At 71.9% G+C, this 22268-nt stretch carries 23 protein-coding genes; 14 read left to right on the top strand and 9 right to left on the bottom strand.

All coding sequences use genetic code 11. From position 1 onward, the window contains the following. The first annotated feature begins 28 nt into the window (after nt 1-28). Nucleotides 29-757 carry a JAB domain-containing protein gene (locus MWM08_RS19545; RefSeq protein ID WP_244408189.1) on the top strand — a complete coding sequence of 243 codons (729 nt, stop codon included), beginning with the start codon at nt 29-31 and terminating at the stop codon, nt 755-757. A 254-nt stretch (nt 758-1011) separates the two neighbouring features. On the opposite strand, the gene MWM08_RS19540 is transcribed toward MWM08_RS19545, so the two are convergent. Together MWM08_RS19540 and MWM08_RS19535 are read right to left on the bottom strand one after the other, a co-directional pair. Further along, nucleotides 1012-1767: a DUF6065 family protein gene (locus MWM08_RS19540; RefSeq protein ID WP_244408188.1), complete on the bottom strand. Its 756-nt coding sequence runs from the start codon at nt 1765-1767 to the stop codon at nt 1012-1014. A gap of 69 nt (nt 1768-1836) precedes the next feature. Beyond that, nucleotides 1837-2022, bottom strand: a complete 186-nt coding sequence (locus MWM08_RS19535) for a hypothetical protein (protein WP_244408187.1) — start codon at nt 2020-2022, stop codon at nt 1837-1839. 314 nt (nt 2023-2336) lie between these two features. On the opposite strand from MWM08_RS19535, the gene MWM08_RS19530 reads away from it, so the two are divergent. Then, nucleotides 2337-3323 (top strand): Bug family tripartite tricarboxylate transporter substrate binding protein, encoded by a 987-nt coding sequence (locus MWM08_RS19530; RefSeq protein ID WP_244408186.1) that lies wholly within the window; start codon nt 2337-2339, stop codon nt 3321-3323. 270 nt (nt 3324-3593) lie between these two features. Next, complete coding sequence (locus tag MWM08_RS19525; protein WP_244408185.1) at nt 3594-4367, top strand: SDR family NAD(P)-dependent oxidoreductase; 774 nt, start codon at nt 3594-3596, stop codon at nt 4365-4367. 14 nt (nt 4368-4381) lie between these two features. Here the strand turns inward: MWM08_RS19525 and MWM08_RS19520 are convergent, their stop codons facing one another. Beyond that, nucleotides 4382-5266 (bottom strand): polysaccharide deacetylase family protein, encoded by an 885-nt coding sequence (locus MWM08_RS19520; protein ID WP_244408184.1) that lies wholly within the window; start codon nt 5264-5266, stop codon nt 4382-4384. Between the two features lie 247 nt (nt 5267-5513). Between MWM08_RS19520 and MWM08_RS19515 the strand changes: the two genes are divergently transcribed. Beyond that, nucleotides 5514-6851 (top strand): mechanosensitive ion channel family protein, encoded by a 1338-nt coding sequence (locus tag MWM08_RS19515; protein ID WP_244408183.1) that lies wholly within the window; start codon nt 5514-5516, stop codon nt 6849-6851. A 166-nt stretch (nt 6852-7017) separates the two neighbouring features. Here MWM08_RS19515 and MWM08_RS19510 read toward each other — a convergent pair whose 3' ends face one another. Genes MWM08_RS19510 through MWM08_RS19495 form a run of 4 tightly spaced genes read right to left on the bottom strand, consistent with a single transcriptional unit; the run spans nt 7018 to nt 8489 of the window. Then, complete coding sequence (locus tag MWM08_RS19510; RefSeq protein WP_244408182.1) at nt 7018-7401, bottom strand: DUF2155 domain-containing protein; 384 nt, start codon at nt 7399-7401, stop codon at nt 7018-7020. After that, entirely contained in the window at nt 7401-7610 is a 210-nt protein-coding gene (locus MWM08_RS19505; protein WP_244408181.1) for a hypothetical protein, read from the bottom strand. The genes MWM08_RS19510 and MWM08_RS19505 overlap by 1 nt, the downstream gene beginning before the upstream one ends. Beyond that, a complete protein-coding gene (gene mlaD, locus MWM08_RS19500) occupies nt 7607-8110 on the bottom strand; it encodes an outer membrane lipid asymmetry maintenance protein MlaD (protein WP_244408180.1) in 504 nt (167 codons plus the stop codon). The genes MWM08_RS19505 and mlaD overlap by 4 nt, the downstream gene beginning before the upstream one ends. A gap of 19 nt (nt 8111-8129) precedes the next feature. Further along, nucleotides 8130-8489, bottom strand: a complete 360-nt coding sequence (locus MWM08_RS19495; RefSeq protein WP_244408179.1) for an NADH-ubiquinone oxidoreductase subunit NDUFA12 family protein — start codon at nt 8487-8489, stop codon at nt 8130-8132. A gap of 190 nt (nt 8490-8679) precedes the next feature. On the opposite strand from MWM08_RS19495, the gene MWM08_RS19490 reads away from it, so the two are divergent. The 10 genes from MWM08_RS19490 (at nt 8680) to MWM08_RS19445 (ending at nt 19424) form a co-directional block, all read left to right on the top strand. After that, nucleotides 8680-10179 (top strand): TSCPD domain-containing protein, encoded by a 1500-nt coding sequence (locus MWM08_RS19490; RefSeq protein ID WP_244408178.1) that lies wholly within the window; start codon nt 8680-8682, stop codon nt 10177-10179. A gap of 13 nt (nt 10180-10192) precedes the next feature. Beyond that, nucleotides 10193-10660, top strand: a complete 468-nt coding sequence (locus tag MWM08_RS19485) for a RidA family protein (protein WP_244408177.1) — start codon at nt 10193-10195, stop codon at nt 10658-10660. Nucleotides 10661-10709: 49 nt separating this feature from the next. Beyond that, the gene (locus tag MWM08_RS19480; protein ID WP_244408176.1) at nt 10710-11873 is read left to right on the top strand and encodes a GNAT family N-acetyltransferase; all 1164 of its coding nucleotides are present in this window, start codon (nt 10710-10712) and stop codon (nt 11871-11873) included. Nucleotides 11874-11876: 3 nt separating this feature from the next. Further along, nucleotides 11877-12311 (top strand): MGMT family protein, encoded by a 435-nt coding sequence (locus MWM08_RS19475; protein WP_244408175.1) that lies wholly within the window; start codon nt 11877-11879, stop codon nt 12309-12311. 280 nt (nt 12312-12591) lie between these two features. Beyond that, nucleotides 12592-13533, top strand: coding sequence for an alpha/beta fold hydrolase (locus MWM08_RS19470; protein WP_244408174.1), 942 nt, complete (start codon nt 12592-12594; stop codon nt 13531-13533). Between the two features lie 6 nt (nt 13534-13539). After that, on the top strand, nt 13540-14415 hold the full coding sequence (locus tag MWM08_RS19465; protein WP_244408173.1) for a DMT family transporter: 876 nt from the start codon (nt 13540-13542) through the stop codon (nt 14413-14415). A gap of 50 nt (nt 14416-14465) precedes the next feature. Beyond that, nucleotides 14466-16439: a DNA/RNA helicase domain-containing protein gene (locus MWM08_RS19460; RefSeq protein ID WP_244408172.1), complete on the top strand. Its 1974-nt coding sequence runs from the start codon at nt 14466-14468 to the stop codon at nt 16437-16439. A gap of 8 nt (nt 16440-16447) precedes the next feature. Continuing rightward, a complete protein-coding gene (locus tag MWM08_RS19455) occupies nt 16448-17317 on the top strand; it encodes an endonuclease/exonuclease/phosphatase family protein (RefSeq protein ID WP_244408171.1) in 870 nt (289 codons plus the stop codon). Then, on the top strand, nt 17317-18546 hold the full coding sequence (locus tag MWM08_RS19450; RefSeq protein ID WP_244408170.1) for an MFS transporter: 1230 nt from the start codon (nt 17317-17319) through the stop codon (nt 18544-18546). Before MWM08_RS19455 ends, MWM08_RS19450 begins: the two co-directional genes overlap by 1 nt. Further along, entirely contained in the window at nt 18543-19424 is an 882-nt protein-coding gene (locus tag MWM08_RS19445; RefSeq protein WP_244408169.1) for a polyphosphate kinase 2 family protein, read from the top strand. The genes MWM08_RS19450 and MWM08_RS19445 overlap by 4 nt, the downstream gene beginning before the upstream one ends. On the opposite strand, the gene MWM08_RS19440 is transcribed toward MWM08_RS19445, so the two are convergent. Beyond that, nucleotides 19421-19753 (bottom strand): carboxymuconolactone decarboxylase family protein, encoded by a 333-nt coding sequence (locus MWM08_RS19440; protein ID WP_244459994.1) that lies wholly within the window; start codon nt 19751-19753, stop codon nt 19421-19423. The two genes, MWM08_RS19445 and MWM08_RS19440, sit on opposite strands and share 4 nt — an antisense overlap. Nucleotides 19754-19843: 90 nt before the next feature. Continuing rightward, nucleotides 19844-22198, bottom strand: coding sequence for an ATP-dependent Clp protease ATP-binding subunit ClpA (gene clpA / locus MWM08_RS19435; RefSeq protein ID WP_244408168.1), 2355 nt, complete (start codon nt 22196-22198; stop codon nt 19844-19846). Nucleotides 22199-22268 lie beyond the last annotated feature (70 nt).

Genomic DNA, 22268 nt, shown 5'->3' with positions numbered 1-22268 from the left:
ACTGATTTCCGCGCATTGGTTGCTTTTCATGAAGGACACCCCCGTCGTGAACCTGGTCGAGATCGGCACGCCGCAGGTCCCGCCGCCGGCCCTGCACCCGGCATCGCCGCCGCGCCGCCGCGCACGGCCTGCCGCCGCGCCGCGTGCCGCCGCACCCGCCATCGACGCGACCGAGCACGAGGTGCTGTTCGGCGTGCTCGCCCCCTGCCTCGGCTGGATCGAGGCGGCGGAAGCTTCGGAGGCTGCGCTGCGGCGCTTCGGCGGCCTGGCCGGGACGCTCGCGGCATCGGAGGGGGAACTCGCGGCCCTCGGCCCGCTGGGCGAGGCGGGGGCGGCGACGCTGAAGGGCCTGGCCGCCGCGGCGCGCCATCTGGGTGCACTGCAGCCGCCCGAGCGCCCGGTGCTGCGCGGCCTGCCCGCCATCCTGGCGCATCTGCGCGCCGCGGGCGCGATGCCGCCGGGGCTGCGGGCGATCTTCCTCGATTCACGCGACCGCGTGATCTCGGAGGAAGCGATGGGCGCGGCCGATGACGGCGCGGCGGCACGGGTGCTGCGCCGGGCGGTGGCGGTGAACGCCGTGTCGGTGATCCTACTGCGCCACGCGCCGGAGGGCGACCCGACGGCGCTCGCGACCGACGTGCTGTTCGCCCAGCGCGTGGCCGGTGCGGCGCGCGTGATCGAACTGGAATTGCGCGACCACGTCGTCGTCGGTGCCGGTGCGCCGGCCTCCTTGCGCGGCCTTGGCCTGATGGACTGAGCCGCAGCCGAACCCCGGGAACGGGCATGGCGCGGGGCCGGTGGGGCGGCCCTGGTCCGGAGCCCGGGAGCCGCGCCGCAGGGTCCACCCCCCTGCGGCGCGGAATGTTTTGTGCGCCCTCAGTCGGCGGGCGCGGCCCGTCCGGGCCGCTTGCCTTCGCGCCGTGGGCTGATGCCGTGGCGCGGCGGATGGTTTGGGCGCGCTCGCGCATGCGCGCTCCCGGATCGCTGCGCGATCCGCGCATTTTCTGTCATTCAGGCGACGGCGCTGCGGCGGCGGCGGCGGACCTCGGTGGCATGGCGGCCGAGCGGGCATTGGCCGCCGCGCCGCGGGGCGACGACCGAGCGTTCGTAGTCGGCCCAGTCGGAAGGCGTCATGGCGCCGAGGCCCTCGGCCACCGGAAAGGCGTTCAGCGCGGCATCGTCATAGGCGTCCCGCGGGATGGGCTGGACCTGGAAGATCGGCAGGTCGGGGTCGAAGCGCACCGGCGCATGGGTGCGGGTCAGCCGCAGGTTCACAAAGAGCGGGCCGAACCAGCGGTCGGCCTCGACCAGGCCTTCATAGACCTCGAAGCCCGGCTGGCGGGGCAGGTTGACCGGCGGGCGGACCAGCAGGCTCCAGCCGGGGCGCGAGCGTGCGAACAGCCCTGACCACAGGTTCACCAGTCCCGGTTCGGGCAGGGCACCGACCAGGGGCGGGGAAAAACCGCGCACGCCCTCGGGCGCCGCGCCATCGAACTGGTCCCGGAAGCCGGGGAATTGCGCGACCGAGAGCGGGTGCCAGGCATCGGCACCGTCCCAGGTCCAGTGGATCTCGCTGCCGTCCCAGACCAGCGCCAGGCCGATCGGCGGGAACACCAGCCAGCCGAAGCCCGACGCGGTGGTGGCGGACTCGCAGTAGCGGAAGGCGCGGGTCGGCAGGGTGCCGCCGGCGGCGCGATCCGCCCGCTGGGGCGCACGCCCGCCGGGGGTGACCTGGTGGAAGCGGATCAGCGGTTCGGCATCGGTCATGGCGGCGAGTCCGGGCATGGGAAGCGAAGGCACCCGGCCTGCCGCGCGCGGCAGGCCGGGCGGGCGGCATCAGCCGCGGGCGAAGACCGGGGAGAGGCCGCCCATGCGCAGCGTGCCGGCATCGGCGACGCAGGCCGGCGGAAACAGCGGCGACAGGCCGCCCAGGCGCAGCGCGGGCAGCGCGGTGGCCCCGGGAAGCGCCGGCAGGGCCGGGAGGGTGGCGGGGGACTGGGTCTGGGTCTGGGTGTTGGACATCGGGGGGGACCTTTCGTCGGGCTGGCCCGGGGGGCCGTTGGGAGAGGAAGCGGCAGCCAGGGTCGCCGCGTGGGGTGTTGGGTGGTCAGTCCTGTACGACGGGGCTGGGGAACCCTGCCGTCCAGCGGGTTCGGAGCAAACCGTTGCGCTGGCCTACCCTTTGTATCGCCGATCAGTCCTAAGATCAAGATAAAATTCTTAGTACGGGGCTAAATATTCCTTAAAGACGTGCCGCCCTGGCGCCGCCGCGGCGCAGACCATATCGTAGCCGGTGCATCGCCGGCGCCAGACCGGCCCTTTCGGGAGACTTCTGCATGAGTTTCGCGCCCCCGCGCCGTGCCCTGCTGCTGACCGCCGCCGCGGCCGCGCTGCCGGCCCCTGCCTTGGCCCAGGCGCCTTGGCCCAGCCGGCCGATCCGCGTGATCGTGTCGTTCCCGCCGGGTGGGGCCATCGACACCGTCACGCGCCTGATCGCGCCCGCCATGCAGGAGGCGCTGGGCCAGCCGCTGGTGATCGAGAACCGGCCGGGTGCGACCGGCACCATCGCGGCCTCGGCCGTCGCGAGCGCCGCACCGGACGGGACGACATTCCTGTTCGACGCGTCGTCGCATTCCGCCGCACCCCATCTGGTGCGCAATCTCCCCTTTAACTACGCGACCGCCTTCGAACCGGTGACGCAGCTGACCTCGGTGCCGCTGATCCTGGTGGCGCACCCGTCGGTGCCGGCGAATACCATCCAGGAGTTCCTCGCGCTCGGCCGCGCGAGGGCCGCGGCGGGGCAGCAGCTGACCTATGCCAGCGCCGGGAACGGCTCCTCCTCCCACTACGCGGCGGTGCTGTTCCTGCAGCGCGCGGGGTGGGAGGCGACGCACGTGCCCTTCCGCGGCGGCGGGCCGGCGGTTCAGGCGCTGCTGTCCGGCACGGTGCAGTTCCACATGGGCACTGCGGCGTCCTCCTCGCTGCTCGCGCAGGAGGGGCGGCTGAAGGGTCTTGCGGTGACGACGCAGGCGCGCATGCCGCAGCTGCCCGCGCTGCCGACCCTGCAGGAGGCCGGGATGGCCGGCTATGAGTGGATCGAATGGGGCGGCATCTTCGCCCCGGCCGGCACGCCGGCGCCGATCCTCGACCGGATGAACCAGGTGGCGCGCGCCGCGTTGGCGGTCCCCGCCACGCAGGACAGGTTGCGCCAGATCGGCATGGTGCCGGTGGGCAGCGCCCGGGCGGATTTTTCGGCATACGTGACGGAGCAGCGGGCGCTGCTCGAGCGGCTGACGCGGGAAGCGAACGTCACGCTGGATTAGCTTGCCGCGAGCGCCGGCGCCGGCAGCAGCCGGTTTGGCTCGTCCACGCTGCGCCGGGTACAGCGGGCAGGTTGGGCACGGTCGCGCCTAGCGCTCTCGGACCGCGCGCAGCGCGATCCGTCTTGTTGGACTGAGACCCCACGCGGGCGGCGCGGACGAGGCCGTGGCCTGCACTGCTTCGCTCGCGCGGTGCCTCGCGCTGGCCGGAAAGATTCTGCGCCCCCGCGCGCGGGCAGGAAATGCTGCGCGGCAGGTTGGAGGAGCCGCGTGATGAGTGATCTGAGGCCGGGAAATCTCGGGCCCTACGCCCTCGAAGGACGCATTGCCGTCGTCACGGGCGGCAGCAGCGGCATCGGCGCGGCGACCGTACGGCGGCTCGCCGAACATGGTGCGCGCCTCGTCATCGGCTACAACACCGGCCAGGATCGAGCCGAGGCCCTCGCGGGACGTCTGCCCGGAAGCGGGCACCTGCCGATCTTCCGGCCGGCGACCGACAGCGCGGCGCTGCGCACCGCGGCCGGCCAGATCGAGCAGCGCTTCGGCCGCGTCGACGTGCTGGTGAACGCAGCCGGCACGACGCGCGCCGTGCCTCATGGCGATCTCGATGCCATGGATGACGAGACCTTCGATCGCATCCTGGTCACCAATGTTCGCGGCCCCTTCGCCACCATCCGGGCGTTCCTGCCGCTGCTGCGCCGCGGTGGCGACGCCGTCGTGGTCAACATCTCCTCCTTCGCCGCGCTGCGCGGGCAGGGCAGCAGCGTGCCCTATGCCGCGTCCAAGGCTGCGCTCGACACGATGGGGAAATCGCTGGCGCGGGCCCTCGCCCCGCATATCCGGATCATCGGGATCGCGCCGGCCGGCGTCGATACCGACTTCATTCCAGGGCGCACGCAGGAGGGCTTCCTTCGCCACATCGCGCAGAGTCCGCTGAAGACCATCTGTCAGCCGGACGAAGTGGCAATCGCCGTGCTGGCCGCCGTGACGCACCTCAGGCTGACGACGGGCTCGACGATCCTGGTCGATGGCGGTTCGCATCTCTGAATTCGCCGGGGCGCCTAGGCGCCAGGCGCGGCCCGCTGCGCCGTGAACCAGTCGCCGATCTCGCTTGATGTCGCAAAGACAACCTCGGGATGCCGCGCGAGCTCCGCCATCACGGCGGCGAAGCTTTCCATTCGGTGCGCCACGCCGATCACATGCGGGTGCAGCGCGATCGTCATCACGCGTGTGCGGTCGAAGCCGCTGCGCGACCAGAAGGCCAGGGTGTCGCGGATGCGGTCCGCCAGGGCCGACGACGCCTGGTTCGCCACCACATAGACCGGCACGTCGTTCAGTTCGACCGTATAGGGCAGCGCGACCATCGGGCCATCGGCGGTGCTCATCCACACCGGCTCGTCATCCACCAGCCAGTCGTGCAGCAGGTCAATGCCGTGTCGGCGCAGCAGTTCGGGCGTGGTGTCCTTCTCGCTGAGTCCCGGGCCGAGCCAGGCGCGCACGGGCTGGCCCGAAAAGCCGCGCATGATCGACAGGCTCTCGCGCACCCAGGCCTCGTCGTCCTCCACCGTCGCGAGCGCCTTCTGGTACAGGCCGTGGCCGACGAACTCCCAGTTTGCGGCCAGCATCGCTTCCGCCAGGCGCGGGTAATGCGTGCAGATCTGCGCGTTCGACAGGTTCGACGCGCGGATGCCCAGGGCCGCGCACAGGTCGAGCAGCCGCTTCATCCCCACCCGCAGCCCGTATTCCACCCAGGTGAAGTTGGGCACGTCCGGTACGGCGCGGATGCCGTGCGGCGGCGGCAGGATGGCGCGCGGCATGGGTTGGTCGAAGGGCCAATACTCCACGTTCACCGCAACGTTCACCACCACGCGCTTGCCGCGGAAGGGCGCGAGCGCCGCGCTGTCACCCTCGAGCCGGAAGGGGATGCGGGGATTGGGCGTGGACATGTGCGCGGCTCCGGCGTGGTGCTGTGGCGCAGGCATCGCGCGAATTGCGGCGGACGTCGAGCCTGCGAGAGAAGGCGTGCGTCGAGCCCGCCGGAGAACGCGGGCGTCGAGCCCGTGAGAAAGCCGGCGCGGCGGCATCAGGCGGGGCGGTTTCGCTCGGCCGGCGGCTGCTCTAGCATCGCGCACCGGGCCATCGCCAAGACGCGCAGGGGAACCACGACTGACCCGCATCCCGTTCCATCGGCTGATGCCGCCCTTTGCGCTGGCCTGCGCCATGCTGGTGCCGCATGTGCTGCTGCCCGCCGACGGCGCATGGGCGACGCTGCGCCTTGCCGCCGGCACCGGCTTCTGGCTGTGCGTCGCCTGGACCGCGGCGCGGCTCGCCGCATTGCTGCTGGCGCATCACCCGAAGCTGCTGAGCGACCTGATCGGCGCCGCGCTGTTCCTCGCCGCCGCGGTGGTGGTCACGCAGCTGGTCTTCGAATTGCCGGCGACCGGGCTGATCGCGACGTCATCCGTGCTGATCGCGGTGCTGGGCTTCGCGCTGCGCAACACGCTGGGGGACATCTTCTCGGGCATCGCGCTGGGCATGGAATCGCCCTACGCCATCGGCGACTGGATCGAGGCGACCGAGGGCTGCGCAGGCCGCGTCACCGGCATCTCCTGGCGATCGACGCGGCTGGTGACGCGCGACGGCGTCGCGGTGGTGGTGCCCAATTCGCTGATCGCGGGGCATCGCATCGCGGTCTACGGGTCGGGTGCGGCTGGGCGCTACCGCGCGCAGGTGATGGTGCCGGTCGATGCCACGGTGCCGGCGGCGCGCGCGCGGCGCCTGCTGCTGGGGGCGGCGATGGAGGCCGGGCGCGCGCAGCCCGACTTCGACCCCGACGTGGTGCTGGTGGATGTCGCGCAGGGCCAGGCGATGTACGCGGTGCGCTTCCATGTACCGGACTACGGGGCCGAGATGCGCTGGCGCGACGCCGTGGCGGGCGCGGCGCAAGCGGCGCTGCAGCGCGCAGGCATGGAATTCGCCCGGCCCGGGCGCGAGGTGGGCCCCGGCCGCACCTGGCAGCCGCCCGCCCCGGCCTCGCCCGAGCTGCTGCTGGGCAGCATCGACCTGTTCCGCCCCTTCACCGCCGAGGAACGCGAGGGCCTGGCGCGCGCGATGGCCGAAGTGGTGCTGGCGCCGCGCGACGTGGTGATGCGCCGCGGCGAGCAGGGTGACAGCCTGTTCCTGCTGGCCGAGGGCGTGCTCGAGGTGCGCATCCCGGACGTGAACGGGACGGAGGTGCCGGTCGACCGCCTGCATCCCGGCGCGGTGTTCGGCGAGATGTCGCTGCTGACCGGCCAGCCGCGCAGCGCGACCATCCTGGCGGTGACCGACGCGCTGGCGTTCCGGCTGACGCGCGAGGATATCGACCCGGTACTGCGCGCGCGCCCGGCGCTGCTCGAGGGTCTAACGGCCATCATGGCGGCGCGCCAGGCGCGCAACCGCGCCCCGCCCGGCAGCACCCGCGCCGTGCCGGCGGCGCCGACGCGCGAGGACATCCTGGCGCGGCTGAAGTCGTTCTTCGCGATCAGGTAGCGGCGCGCCGCATCACCACCGGAAGCGACGCGGATCGTGCACTGCACGATCCGGGAGCGCACGGCGCGACCGCGCCCAGACCGTCAGCTGCGCCGGGCCCGACACTGCATGGCGCGCAGCCAAGCCGCGGGACGCCGCGCCCGGCGTTTGAGGGCACGCCGAAGACTCAGCGGCACTCCAGGACGCGGATGTCGTAAACCGGGTGCTCCAGCATGCTCACACCTGGCGCGTTCGCGAACATCCAGCCGCGGAAGGCGGGCGGGCTGCCGGGGGCGGCGCGACTGTCGGTGATCTCCATCCAGGCGGCGGCGTCGGGCACGTCGTCGGGCCCGCGGCCGTTGCACGACCGCAGCGCGATCGACAGCGTGCCGAAGGTGGCGCTCTCGTTCACCCGGGCTTCCAGGATGGTGATGCGCGCCGTTACCTTGTCGAGCGCCTGCAACCGCGCGGCGCGCATCGGCACCCAGTCCTGCGCCGCCGCGGGAATCGGCGCGAGCACCGCGGCCGCTGGCAGCGACGCCAGTACCAGGGCGACCAGTGCGCGGCGCATCACGCGCGCCTCGGGCTGACCAGGCCGGCCACGAGGTCGGCCAGGATGCGGCGCATCGCGGCCTCGTCCACGCCCATCAGTACCGCGTCCTCGAAGGCGTCCTGCAGGACCTGGCGCGCCTCGGCGTGGTTCTCCGCGAGGGTCTTGAGCTTCTCGCGGCACGACACCGGGGTGCCGTCGGCACCGGGCCAGGTGGTCGGGGCGGTCATTGCGGCGTGGCCGGGGGCGCGGGCGCATCCCCGCCACGCTGCTGGTTCATCTCGGTGACCGAGAAGATGAAGCGCCCGAGCAGGCTTTCGAGGCTGACCGCGCTGGCCGTGATGGTGATCTCCCCGCCGTCGCGCAGGAAGCGGTCGGACCCGCCCGGGACCAGCGCGATGTATTTGCCGCCCAGCAGGCTCTCGCTCTGGATCTCGGCCGAACTGTCGGAGGGCAGGTTCAGCCCGGCGTCGACGCGCAGCGTCAGCACGGCCAGGAAGGTCTGCGGGTCGATCCGTTGGCTCACCACCTGGCCGATCTTCACCCCCGCCAGGCGCACATCGGCCCCGGCGCCGAGCCCATCGATCCGGTCGAAGCGCGCGGTGAGGGTGATGCCCGGCCCGCCGGCCAGCGATCGCCCGCTGCCGGTCACGGCATGCACCAGAAACCATCCGGCGACGACCAGGATGACGGCGCCGGTCAGAATTTCGGCGAGGCTGCGCTTCTGCATGATGGTCAGATGTCGGGGCTCAGCGCCCCGGCGTCCAGGCCTCGTAGTCGCCGGCGGTGGTCGGGCGCTGGCCGCCGCGGGCATCGTGGCCGGGCGGGTGCCAGGCCTCGGGCGTGCCGGTCAGGTTGGGGCGGTGCTCCTTCTGCCAGGCGCGGCGGGGCGCGTCCTCGGGCAGCGGGGCGGCGGTGGTGTGGTGGATCCAGCCCCACCATTCGGGCGGCACGGCGCTGGCTTCCGGAACGCCGGCATAGAGCACGCGGCGGATCGGACGGCCCTGCACGTCGCGCTTGCCCTTCGCCTCCCAATAGGTGTTGCCGAAACGGTCCTGCCCGACGCGGCGGCTGCTCAGGCGGATGAAGAAGGCGTCGAGGAAGGCCATGGCCACGTCCTTGGGGGCATCCCGGGAGGGGTGGTGATGCCACAGCGCGCGGGCGGGCGCAAAGTGCGGCCTGCGCCACGGCGCCCGGCCAGGGGGCCGCGGGACTATCCACAGGATATTGGGGGTAAGCGACGCCCGACCCACAAGATGCGGCTTCCGTGCCCTGCCGAGTCCCGCTAGCCTTCGCGCCATGGCAGGCATTCTCGGCACCCTGTGGGATGGCGTGGCACTTCGGCGCGAGAGGATCGGCGCCGATCCCGATGCGCCGCCGCGCGCGGTGGCACTCCCGGCCGCCTGGGAGGGCGGCGCGGCGGCGGCGATCGCGGGCCTCGCGCCCGGCACCGGCCCGGTCACGCTGCCGACGCTGGCCGAGGGCTGGATCCGGCGCGTCACCACGCGCGGGCGCCGCCTGGGCCTGCTGGAAAGCCCGGAGGAGGCCGACGAGCTGGCCGGCCGGCTGCGCGCCCTGTTGCTGGCCCGCCGCGGCGCCCCGGGCGCCGAGGTCTGGCGCGACCGGCGGGAGGAGGCGCGCTTCGTGCTCAACCTGCCCGCCTTCCTCGATGCCGATGGCGGCTTCGATACGCCGGGCTATGCGGCGGCCGCGGCGGTCGGCGTGCGGGTGCTGGACATATTGGGACAGGGGCGCGCGCCGCGCCTGCGCCTGGGCTTCGCCGACCTGGCGGGGCTGCTGGCGGCCTTCCGGCTGCCCTATGGCGGCGCGGAGGCGCAGGCTGTCGCCGCCGCCATCGCCGCCCTCACGCGCGGCGCGGCTGAGGCTGAATCCGGCCGTCTCGCGGCCCGCCACGGCGCGCTGCACCCGGTCGCGCTGATCTGGCCGGAGCCGCCGGGCGAAACCGTCGTGCCGGGCCTGGCCGCTGCCGCGCGCACGGCGTTGGATGCCGCCGCGGCCTCGCCCGGCCTGCGGCACGAGGGCTGCGTGGCGCTGACCCCGGCCGATGCGGTCGAGGCGCTGCTCGGGGCCGAGAGCGCGGGCCTTGCGCCTGCGGCCGGCCCCCTGGTGCCGGTGCGCGATGCCGAGGGCCGCTTCGCGCTGCGTCCGACCCGCGCCGCCGAACGCGCGGGGGAGGAGGCGCCGAGCCTGCTGGCCCCGCCCGCACCCGGCGCGCGGGCCGCGATGGAAGCCGCCGTGATGCCCTTCCTGGATGCGGCCCCGCCGGCGCCGATGGCTGTGGCGGCCCCGCCGCAGGCGCCGCGACGTGCCGCGCCGCGCCCGGTCTCGGCCGCGCCCGCGCGCACCTGGCGCGTCGCCGTGGGCGGGCTTCGGGTGGCTCTGCGCGCGACCGAGGACGACCGCGGCCGCCTGCGCGAGATCGCCTTCAGCCTGCCGCGCGAAGGTGCGTCTGCGCGCGCGCTGCTGGAGGCGCTGGCGCAGGCCGTGTCGCTCGGCCTCGCGCATGGGGTGCCGCTCGCGGCCTTCGTGGAGGCCTATGCCTACAGCCCCGGCGCGGGCGGAGTGGTGGAAGGGGATGGCGCGATCGGCCGCGCGACCTCGGTGCTCGACTGGGCGTTTCGGCGCCTGGCGCTGGACTACCTCGGCCGCGGCGACCTGCCCGACCCGGTCGAGGAGGAGACGCCCGTCCCGACAAGCGCCGCGCCGCCGCAACTGCCGCTCGACCTGCCGGCGCAGCCGGCGCCGCGGCGCGGGCGGTCCTATCGCCACGCTGCCTGAAGGAGACTGACCCATGGCCGGACGCATCGAGGCGCGCCTGACCGCGCTCGGCATCACGCTGCCGACGCCGGCGGCGCCGATCGCCAACTACGTGCCCTTCACGGTCAGCGGGAAGCTGGTGGTGATCTCGGGGCAGATCCCGATGCGCGACGGTGCCGTGGCCTTCACCGGCAAGGTCGGCGCCGAGGTCACGCCCGAACAGGGCAAGGACGCGGCGCGGCTGTGCTTCATCAACCTGCTGGCGCAGCTGAAGGCCGCGGCGGGTGGGGACCTGGATCGCGTGGCGCGGGTGCTGCGCCTGGGCGGGTTCATCGCCGCGCCGGCGTCGTTCACGCAGCATGCGGCGGTGATGAACGGGGCGTCGGACCTGGCGGTGGAGGTGTTCGGCGATGCCGGGCGGCATGCGCGCAGCACGATCGGCGTGCCCTCGCTGCCGGCGGATGCGGCGGTCGAGGTGGAGGGGATGTTCGAACTGGCGTGAGGCGTCGCCGGGCGCTTGCGCTTCGGCGCAACGGCGCGACATTGCCCCCATGCCCGACGGATCCGCCGAACTGTCGCTGAGCCTCCACCCGGCCATCGCGGAGATCCCCGCAGCCGACTGGGATGCCTGCGCGGGCGGCGACAACCCCTTCGTCAGCCATGCCTTCCTGAGCGCGCTGGAGGATAGCGGCAGCGCCACGCCTGATCGTGGCTGGCTGCCGCAGCACGCAGCCCTTCGCGACGACAGCGGACTCCTCGTGGCCTGCGCACCCTGCTACGCGAAATCCCACAGCCAGGGCGAATACGTCTTCGACCATGGCTGGGCCGATGCGCTGGAACGCGCGGGCGGCGACTATTATCCGAAGCTGCAGGTCTGCGCGCCGTTCAGCCCGGTCCCCGGGCCACGGCTGCTGCTGCGCGCGGATGCCGGGGTGCCCTACGCCGCGCTGGCGCAGGGCCTGGTGCAGGGGTGCAAGGCGGTGGGCGCGTCGTCTGTACACGTGACCTTCTGCACCGAGGGCGAATGGGCCGCGCTGGGCCAGGCCGGCTGGCTGCAGCGGATCGGCACGCAGTTCCACTGGGCCAACCAGGGCTATGGCTGCTTCGATGATTTCCTGGGTGCGCTGGCGTCGCGCAAGCGCAAGGCGCTGCGGCGCGAACGGCGCGACGTGCAGGCGGCGGGGCTGACCCTGCGCTGCCTGCGCGGCGCCGAGATCACGCCGCGCCACTGGGATGCCTTCCACCGCTTCTATCGCAGCACCACCGACAAGAAATGGGGCCGCAGCGCGTACCTGACCAGGCGCTTCTGGCCGCTGCTGGGCGAACGCCTGGGCGATGCGGTGGTGCTGATGGTGGCCGAGCGCGACGGCGAACCGGTGGCCGGTGCGCTGAACCTGGTGGGCCGCGACGCGATCTATGGCCGCAACTGGGGCGCGACCGTGGACGTGCCGTTCCTGCACTTCGAGCTGTGTTACTACATGGCGATGGACTTCGCGATCGCGCACGGCATTCCGCGCGTCGAGGCCGGCGCGCAGGGCGAGCACAAGATCCAGCGCGGCTACCTGCCGGTGCCGACCTTTTCCGCGCATTGGATCGCGCATCCAGGGCTGTCGCGCGCGGTGGCGGAGTTCCTGGACCGGGAACGCCCGGCGATGCGGCGCGAGATGGAGGCGCTGGCCACGCTGTCGCCCTTCCGCGCGGAGGGCGAGGCGTAGCGCGTGGCGAAGTCGCCCTTCTTCGCGCGCATCAAAGGCGATGTGCTGCGCATCGTCGCGAGCGTGCCGGCGGGGCGTGTCGTGAGTTTCGCCGATGTTGGCGCGCATCTCGATGTCGCGCCGCGGCACGTGGCGTACATCCTGGCGATGCTCGACCCGGTCGAGGCCGCCACGCTGCCGTGGCATCGCGCGGTGGCGGCGGGCGGGACGCTGGGTGTGCCGAAGGCCGGGGCGGATGGCACGCCGCAGCGCGCGTTGCTGGCGGCGGAGGGCGCGGCCTTCGATCCGGATGGGCGCATCACCGACTTCGTCGCGCGGTGCATCGCCGTGGCGGACCTGCCGCACGGCGTGGCGAGGCAGGTGCGTCCCGCCGACGCACCGGTCGCGACGCGGCGCGCGCGGCAGCCGGTTGCGAAGGAGGCGCGCGGGCGGCGCTGAGGGCTGCGTCGAAACACGCGGCCTGCCAGCCGCCATTTCCGTGAGCGAGCGTCCCGCCTGCGCCGGCGCGACGGTCGCCGTCGCGCCACCGTGTTGGGGCGGCAGCCTGTGATCCCATCCCGAACGGCAGTGCCCTACGGCACGGCCCAGTCACGCTGACCCGGTGTGATCGGATTTCGTGCTGCAGACTCAAGGGTTTCTGAAGCAGGGCACCCGATCGGCCGTTTCCGGCTGATCGGATATTGCTCTAGGCTTCCGCCACGGGATGGAGGAAGCGGGCATGGTCGCACGACGCGGAGCGTTCCTTGGCGCGGCAGGCTTGGCACTCGCCACGCGCCTGCCGGGCGTGGCGCTGGCACAGGCGCAGACCGCCGCACCCACGCTGCCCTACCGTCCGCACACCGTCACCAGCCCGGATGGCGTGGTGCTGTCGGTGCAGGAATGGGGCAACCCGCAAGGCCCTGCGATCCTGTTCATCCACGGGTCCTGGCAGTCGCATTTGTCCTGGGCGCGGCAGGTGAGCGACCCGGCACTGGCACAGCGCTACCGCATGGTGACCTTCGACCTGCGCGGCCACGGCGACAGTTCGAAGCCCGAGGGCGATGCCTTCTACAAGCCGGCCAAGCCCTGGGCGGACGACGTCGCGGCCGTGATCGCCACGCTTGGCCTACAGCGGCCGGTCCTGGCTGGCTGGTCCTATGGCGGGCGCGTCATGGGGGACTACCTGACCGTGCACGGGAATGCCGCGGTGGGCGGCATCCACTTCGTGGACGCGACGACCTCGGCCGCTGATCCGGCGGCCTTCTTCGGGCCTGGCGTGCGCTTCCTGGGCGCCGGCACGGCGGCGGACCAGGCCACGCGTATCCGCGGCACGATCGATTTCCTGCGCGCCTGCTTCGAACGTCAGCCGACCGATGCCGAGTTCCAGGACATGCTCGCCATGAACATGCTGACGCCGCGGCATGTGCGCATCGCGATGGGCGGGCGGCCGACCAACTACGAGGCCGCCTGGCGCGCGCTGCAGGTGCCCGCGCTGGTGACGAATGGCGACAAGGACCAGCTGATAACGCCGGCGATGGCGCGCTGGACGGCCTCGGTCGTGCCGGGCGCGCGGCTGTCGATCCATGAAGGCGTGGGCCATGCGCCCTTCTGGGAGGACACGGCGCGCTTCAACCGCGAACTGGGCGAGCTGATGGCGCAGGTGGCCGCGCGCCGGGGCTGATCCCGCTTGCGCCTGGCCTATCTGCAGCTGGCGCTGTCCATGGCGCTGGTCGGCGCCAACGTGGCGGTGGCGAAGCTGCTGGCCGAGGCATTGCCGATCGCACTCATTGCCTTCCTGCGCTGCGTGCTGGCCATGGCGGTGCTGTGGCCGCTGGCGCGTTGGATGGATGGGCCGGTGCGGGTGCCCCGCGATGTGGCTTGGAACCTCGCGTTGCAGGCGGTGTTCGGCACCGCGATCTACAATGCGGGGCTGCTCGCGGGGCTGCGGCTGACCACGGCGCTGGAGGGCGGCCTGGTGCTGGCGACGCTGCCAGCGGTGGTGGCGATCGGCGGCGCGGTGTTGCTGCGCGAACGCCTGCCGGGCCGGCAATGGGCGGCGGTGGCGCTGGCGGCGGGCGGCATGGCGGCGATCACGGTGGCGCGCGCGGCGGGCGGGGATGGCGGGTCGCTGCTCGGCAACCTGCTCGTGTTCGGCGGCGTGCTGGGGGAAGCCGCGTATGTGCTGCTGGCACGGCGCATCGCGGGGCGCGTGCCGGTGGTGACCGCGAGCCTGTGGATGCAGGGTTTTTCGGCGCTGGTGCTGCTGCCCTTCGCGGCGCCCGGCTTCGGCGCGGTGGCCGCTCTGTCGGATGCGTCGCTGGCGGCCCTGCTGGTGTTCCATTCCCTGACCGCGAGCGTGATCTGCCTGCTGTTGTGGTACGCCGGGTTGAAGCGCGTGCCTGCGGGGATGGCGGGGGTGTTCACCGCCTTCCTGCCCGGCACGGCGGCGCTGGTGGCGGTGAGCCTGCTGGGGGAGGCGTTCACGTCGGTGCATGCGGCGGGGTTCGTGCTGATGATGGGCAGCGTGGCGGTGGCGACCTGGCCGCGGCGGGGCCGTTCATGAGGGCGTGGCTGGCGCGGACAGGTTCGGACTTGCAGGCGGAGGAACCGGCCGTGACCGCGGGCCTGCTCGCTGCCGCCCAGGCGACGCGGGGGTATCCTGGCACGCCCGAGCAGCAGGCGGCGTGGCATGACGCGGTCGTGGCGCTGCGCGCTGCGCTGCGTGCGGCCGGTGGCGACGCATGGACGGTGGCGCTGGAATACGACCTGATGCGGCTCGAGAAGCGCGCCGATGCGGTGGTGCTGACCGACCGCGCGATCCTTGTGCTGGAATTCAAGCAGGCGGATGCCTCGGCCGCCGCGCTGGCCGAGGCGGAGGACTACGCGCTCGACCTGCGGGATTTCCACGCCGGCAGCCGCGCGCACCCGGTCGTCCCGGTGCTGGTGAGCGGCGGCGTGCCGGGCTTCGCACCGCCGCGCCAGGCGCCGCTGATCTGGCACGGCGTGCTGCCACCGATGGTCTGCGGGCCGGACGGGCTGGCGGCGTTGATGCGCTGGGTGCAGTCGACTGCACCGGTGGCGGCGCTGGACGGCCCCGCGTGGCTGAATGCGCCCTATCGCCCGGTGCCGGGCATCGTGGAAGCGGCGACGATGCTGTTCGCACGGCACGGCGTGGCCGAGATCGCCGCCGCGCGTGCCGATGCGGCGAACCTGCGCGAGACATCCACGGCGATTGCCCGGGCGGTGGCCGAGGCGCGGCGCGACCATGTGAAGCGCGTGGTCTTCGTCACCGGCATTCCCGGTGCGGGCAAGACGCTGTGCGGGTTGAACGCCGTGTTCGGTGCCGCGCGGCAGGATGGCGCGGCCTTCCTCACCGGCAATGCCCCGCTGGTGGCGGTCCTGCGGGAGGCGTTGGCGCGCGACGCGGTGGCGCGCCGCGGCGGTGCCAAGGCGCAGGCGCTGCGCGAGGTGAAGGCCGCGATCCAGAACGTGCACCGCTTCCTGGAGGACGGCGCGGCACCGGGCGCCGGCGCGCCGCCCGAACGCATCATCGTCTTCGACGAGGCGCAGCGCGCCTGGGACGAGGCGAAGGCGCGCCGCGGCACGCAGAACCGCCCCGGCACGCTGACCATGAGTGAACCCGCCCATGCGCTCGACATCATGGGCCGGCATGACGGATGGGCGGTGGTGGTGGCGCTGATTGGCAACGGCCAGGAGATCAACACCGGCGAAGCCGGGCTCAGCGAATGGGGACGCGTGATTGCCGCCGATCCCCGCTGGGGAGCAATTGCGGCGCCGCGTGTCCTGGCGGCGGCGGACCCTCTGCAGCGGCTCGCGCCCACGCAGCCGCCGTGGCTCGTCATCGACCACGCGCTCGACCTCACGGTGCCGCTGCGAGCGGTCCGCGATGCCTCGGTCGCGGGCTGGGTTGAAGCGGTGCTGGCGAATGATGCGGCGGGGGCGGCGGTAATCGCGCGGGGCGCGGCGGCGTTCCCGGTGTTCGTCTCGCGCGACATCGACGCGGTGCGCGCGGCGCTGCGCGGCTTCGCACGCGGGCGGCGGCGCGTGGGGCTGTTGCGGTCGTCGGGCGCAAAGCGCTTGCGCGGCGAAGGGCTGGCGGCCGAGGTGCCGGCCGAGGATGTGGCCGATTGGTTCCTCAACGACTTCCTGCATCCGACTGGCACCGCGGCGCGGGACGTGCGTGCGTCGGACGCCCTGGAGGCGGCGGCCACGGAATATGCCTGCCAGGGCCTGGAACTGGACGTCACGGGCCTGGCCTGGGGCGGTGACCTGGTGCGCGGCGACGGGCAGTGGCGGGCGCGGCGCTTCGCGGGCACGCGCTGGCTCGCGGAGCGCGCGGAGGCGCATTACGTGCTGAACACCTACCGTGTGCTGCTCACCCGCGCGCGCAACGAGGCAGTCATCTGGGTGCCGCGCGGATCGCCGCGCGACGATGCCTTCCACGATCCCACGCGCGACGCCGCGACCTACGATGCCATCGCCGACTTCCTGATCGCCTGCGGCGCCCGCCGTCTCGATACCGCGGCCGCGCTGCCCGCGCGCGCCGAACCCTCGACACTGCTATGAAGGCCGCCATGCGCCCGCTGCTGATCGCCGTCTTCGCCCTTCTCGCGCTGCCCGTGGCGGCGCAGGAGATCAAGCTCGCCGCCTGGAACATCGCCTGGCTGACCACCAAGCCGGCCGGGCATCCGGACCTGCCATCCTCCCTGCCCACGCGCACGGCCGAGGATTGGGCGCGTCTGCGCGTCTATGCCGACCGGCTCGCGGCGGATGTGGTCGCGTTGCAGGAAATCGACGGGCCGCTCGCGGCTGCGCGTGTCTTTGATGCGACGCGCTTCGAGTTCCATTTCCCCAGCGAGACCGACACGCAGCGCGCCGGCTTCGCCTGGCGGCGCGGTCTGAACGTCACGCGCAACCCGGATGTCGCCGCACTCGACCTGGTGCCGAATGCGCGGCGGTCGCTGCGGCGCGGGGCGGACATCACGGTGCGCAGCGGGGATGGGCCGCCGCTGCGGCTGCTGTCGGTGCATCTGGATGGCGGCTGCGCGCAAGGGTCGATCCGCCAGCCAGACAGCCGCGACTGCCAGAACCTCGGCCGCCAGGCTGAGATCATCCGCGACTGGATCGCCGAGCGCCGGCGCGAGGGTGTCGCCTTCGCCGTCCTGGGCGACTTCAACCGGCGCATCGAGCGCAACGACGAATTCCTGGCCACGCTGGCCGAGGCCGCGCCGCTGATCCGCCCGACCGAGGGCTTCGCCAACCCCTGCTGGGCGCGCGACCGCCAGGCGCGCGGCTTCGTCGACCACATCCTGCTGGGTGGCGCCGCGCGCGACTGGCTGGTGCGCGACAGTTTCCGCGTGCTCGTTTATGTCGAGCGCGACCCGGCGCTGCGCGACCGGATCAGCGACCACTGCCCGATCAGCGTGCGGCTCGACCCGCGCTGATGTCCGCCTCGCCAGGCTTCGCGCGCATCACGCTGCCACTCGCGGCGATCAATTTCCTCAACCAGTGCAATCGCGGGATGGTGGCGACGATCGGGCCGCTGCTCGCGATCGAGTTCGGCTTGTCGGCCTCGGGGCTCGGGCTGCTGGCGGCGTGCTTCTTCGCGGCCTATGCGGTGGCGCAACTGCCGATCGGCATCGCGCTCGACCTGCATGGACCGCGCAAGGTGCAGGCGACGCTCGCTTTGGTCTCGGCCGCGGGGTTCGTGCTGTGCGCGGTCGCACCCGACGTGATGGTGCTGGCGCTCGGGCGGATCCTGTGCGGCCTGGGGCTTGCAGCCGGGCTGATGGCGATGCTCAAGGCGAATTCGCAATGGTATCCGAAGGAGCGCGTCGCGGCCGTCACCGGCGCGGGGCTATTCCTGGCGGGCATGGGCGGCATGACGGCCACGGTGCCGGTGCAGTCGGCGCTGCCGTACCTGGGTTGGCGCGGGATCTTCGTGCTGCTGGCGGGGCTCGCGGTCTGCGCGGCGGCCTGGATCTGGACGCGGGTGCCCGACCGTCCGGCCGCGGCGCCCCAGCGGCGCAGCATGGTGCGGGAGATCGGCGAGTTCGGGCGCATCTTCCGCGACCGCCCCTTCCTGCGCTTCCTGCCGGCGATCATGGTGCTTTCGGCGTTGAACTTTACCTTCCAGGGCCTCTGGGCGGGGCCATGGCTGCGGGACGTGGGTGGCCTCGATGACGGGCCGCGCGCGATCGCGCTGCTGATCTATGCGATGGGGCTGGTGACGGGGTCGCTGGTGACCGGCCAGGCAGCATCGTTTGCGCAGGCGCGCGGCTTCACGCCGATGTTCGTCCCGTATCTGGGCATCGGCGGTGTGCTGGTGGCGCAGGCGCTGCTGGTGGCGGCACCGGGCGGCTATTGGGTCACAGCGGCGATCTGGTTCGGGTTTTCCTTCTGCGGGTCGGTCGGCGTGGCGGGCTATGCGGCGATGGGGCAGGGCTTCCCGCCGGAGTTGCAGGGGCGTGTGGCGACCGCCATCAACTTCTCGATGCTGGTGCTGGTGTTCATCCTGCAGACCGGAATCGGCGCGATCCTGGACCTGTGGCCGCGGACGGCGAATGGCGGGTGGGACCCGGCCGGCTACGCGGTGGCGCTGAGCGTGACGTTCCTGTTGCAGGCGCTGGCGGCGGCGTGGATCGTGGTTGCACCGAAGGGGAGGGCCACATGATCACCAAGCGCACCGAGGCCATCCTGGACCGGCTGCGCGTCACGCGCGCCAAGGGCTTCCGCCTGAAGGACCACGACGCGGGCGACACCTGTGGCCTCGACATCGAGAAGGACCACGCCGCGGCGTTGCTGAAGCAGGGGGTGGATCGGCTCGCGCAGTTGCAGGACATGCTCTACGCGCAGGATCGCTGGTCGGTGCTGTGCATCTTCCAGGCGATGGACGCGGCGGGGAAGGACGGTGCGATCAAGCATGTGTTCTCCGGCGTGAACCCGCAGGGCTGCCAGGTGCATTCCTTCAAGGCGCCGACTTCGACCGAACTCGACCACGATTTCCTGTGGCGGCATTCGACCGCGCTGCCCGAACGCGGGCGCATCGGCATCCACAACCGGTCCTGGTACGAGGAAGTGCTCGCGGTGCGGGTGCATCCGGAGTTCCTGGCGGGCCAGAAGCTGCCGCCGCGCCTGGTGGGCAAAGCGGTGTTCGACGAACGGCTGGAGGACATTGCCGCCTACGAACGCTACCTCGCGCGGCAGGGTACGGTGGTGCTGAAGTTCTTCCTGAACGTCAGCCAGGCGGAGCAAAAGAAGCGCTTCCTGTCGCGAATCGAGGAGCCGGAGAAGAACTGGAAGTTCTCGGCGAATGACGTCGCCGAGCGCGCGCATTGGGACGCCTACATGGACGCGTACCAAGCCGCCATCCGCGGCACCGCGGCGGAGCACGCGCCGTGGTTTGTGGTGCCGGCGGATACGAAGTGGTTCACGCGCCTGGCGGTGGTGGCGGCGATCGTGCAGGCGCTGGAAGGGCTGGGCCTGCACTATCCGAAGGTGACGAAGGCGCAGAAGGTGGCGCTGGAGGGCGCGCGGGCGGCGTTGGGTTAGGTTTCGTTCGCCCGATCCAACGCATGCAGCGCATAGGTAAACGCCGCCCCCGCATTCAGCGCGATCGCCACCCCCAGCGCCTCCGCGATTTCCGCCTTTGTCGCCCCCGCCGCCATCGCCTTGCGCACATGCGCGTCCAGGCAGCCGTCGCACTTCGTGGTGATCGCCACCCCCAGCGCGATGAACTCCCGCGTCTTGGCATCGAGGTGCTGCGTCTTGGCCGCGCCGTTCGACAGCGCGACGAAGCCCTTCACGATCTCCGGGTGCAACTGCCCCAGCTCCTTGCCGCGGTCGCGCAGCGCCGCGGAGTAGGCGTTCCAGTCCTTGATCGCGCTCATCGCTTCATCCCCTGAACGGAAAACGGGCGCGGAGGGTTGCCCTCCGCGCCCGTTCATCATCGCGCCTGGCGGCGTGCAGCGCTACTCGGCCGTCTCCGGCTCGCGGTCGGGTTCGCCCTCGCCTTCCTCGGGCTTGGGCAGCGCCGGTGGCGTGGCCTCCATGATGTCGAAGGACAGCGCGCCGTCCTTCAGCCCCACCTTCACCGAACCGCCCTTGGCCAGCTTGCCGAACAGCAGTTCCTCGGCGAGCGGCTTCTTGATGAATTCCTGGATGACGCGCGCGAGCGGGCGCGCGCCATAGAGCGGGTCGTAGCCACGTTCGGCCAACCATTCCTTGGCCGCGCTGCTCAGTTCGATCGTCACGTTGCGATCCGCGAGCTGGGCTTCCAGCTGCATCACGAACTTCTCCACCACGCGGCCCACGATCTCGGGCGTGAGCGCGGCGAAGGGCACGATCGCATCCAAACGGTTGCGGAATTCGGGCGTGAACAGTCGCTTGATCGCTTCCTCGTCCTCGCCCACGCGTGTCGGGCGTTCGAAGCCGATGGTCGCCTTCGCCATGTCGGACGCGCCCGCATTGGTCGTCATGATGAGGACGACGTTGCGGAAATCCACGGTCTTGCCGTTGTGGTCGGTCAGCTTCCCGTGGTCCATCACCTGCAGCAGGATGTTGTACAGGTCCTGGTGCGCCTTCTCGATCTCATCGAGCAGCAGCACGGCGTGCGGGTGCTGGTCGATCGCATCGGTCAGCAGCCCGCCCTGGTCGAAGCCGACATAGCCGGGCGGTGCGCCGATCAGGCGGCTGACGCTGTGGCGCTCCATGTACTCCGACATGTCGAAGCGGATGAGTTCGATGCCGAGCGTCTTCGCCAGCTGCTTCGCGACCTCGGTCTTGCCGACGCCGGTCGGGCCGGAGAACAGGTAGTTGCCGATCGGCTTCTCCTGGTCGCGCAGGCCCGCACGCGACAGCTTGATCGCGGCGGAGAGCGCCTCGATCGCCTTGTCCTGGCCGAACACCATCGCCTTGAGGTCACGCTCAAGCGTGCGTAGCTGCTCACGGTCGTCGGTCGAGACCGACTTCGGCGGGATGCGCGCGATCTTCGCCACGATGTCCTCGACATCCTTGAGCGTGACCGTCTTGCGCCGCTTGCCCTCGGGCAGCAGCATGCGCGACGCACCCACCTCGTCGATCACGTCGATCGCCTTGTCGGGCAGCTTGCGGTCGTGGATGTACTTGGCGCTGAGTTCCACCGCGGCGCGGATGGCCTCGGGCGTGTAGCGGACCTTGTGGTGCTTCTCGTAGTTGGTCTTGAGGCCCTGCAGGATCTTCACCGCGTCCTCGAGCGTCGGCTCGTTGACGTCGATCTTCTGGAAGCGGCGGACCAGCGCGCGGTCCTTCTCGAAGTAGTTGCGGTATTCCTTGTAGGTGGTGGAGCCCACGCAACGCAGCGTGCCCTGCGCGAGCGCCGGCTTCAGCAGGTTCGACGCATCCATCGCCCCGCCGGAGGTCGCACCCGCGCCGATCACCGTGTGGATCTCGTCGATGAACAGGATGGAGCCCGGCTGGGCTTCCAACTCCGTCACTACGGCCTTCAGCCGTTCCTCGAAATCGCCGCGGTAGCGCGTGCCAGCCAGCAGAGAGCCCATGTCGAGCGCGTAGATGGTCGACTTCAGCAGCACCTCGGGCACGTCGCCCTCGACGATGCGCTTGGCCAGGCCCTCGGCGATCGCGGTCTTGCCCACGCCCGGATCACCCACATAGAGCGGGTTGTTCTTGGTGCGCCGGCATAGGATCTGGATGGTACGCTCGATCTCGGAGTCGCGCCCGATCAGCGGGTCGATCTTGCCCGCCTGCGCCTTCTTGTTGAGATTGACGCAGTAGTTCGATAGCGCGTCCTGGCCGCGGCCGCCGCGCGGCTTCTCCTCCTTCTCGGAGTTCTCCTCGCCGTTGTTGGCCGAGGCCTGCGGCGAACCCTGCACCGGGCGCGGCTGCGAACGGCCCGGCGCCTTGGCGATGCCGTGCGAGATGAAGTTCACCGCATCGAGCCGCGTCATGTCCTGCAGCTGCAGGAAATACACGGCATGCGATTCGCGTTCGCTGAACAGCGCGACCAGCACGTTGGCGCCGGTCACCTCGTCGCGGCCGGAGGACTGCACATGGATCGCGGCGCGCTGCACCACGCGCTGGAAGCCGGCGGTGGGCTTGGGATCGCCGCCGCGCTCGGTCACCAGGCCGGCCAGGTCCTTGTCGAGGAACTCCGACAGGTCGCGCTTCAGGCGCTCGAGGTCGACCCCGCAGGCGCGCAGGACCGTCGCGGCATCCTGGTCGTCGCCCAGGGCCAGCAGCAGGTGTTCGAGTGTCGCGTATTCGTGGCGCCGTTCGCTGGCCAGTGCCAGGGCCCGGTGGAGCGTCTGCTCGAGGTTGCGGGACAGCATGTCAGTGACGCTCCCCTGTCGGTGGCGCGTCAGCCTCATTGGGTCGGCGCGGCACCAGGTATCCGGTGTA

It is taken from the genome of Roseomonas fluvialis, assembly GCF_022846615.1.
Taxonomy (GTDB): domain Bacteria; phylum Pseudomonadota; class Alphaproteobacteria; order Acetobacterales; family Acetobacteraceae; genus Neoroseomonas; species Neoroseomonas fluvialis.
Note: the sequence above shows the minus strand (reverse complement) of the source record. Positions and strands in the feature narration are given on the sequence as shown.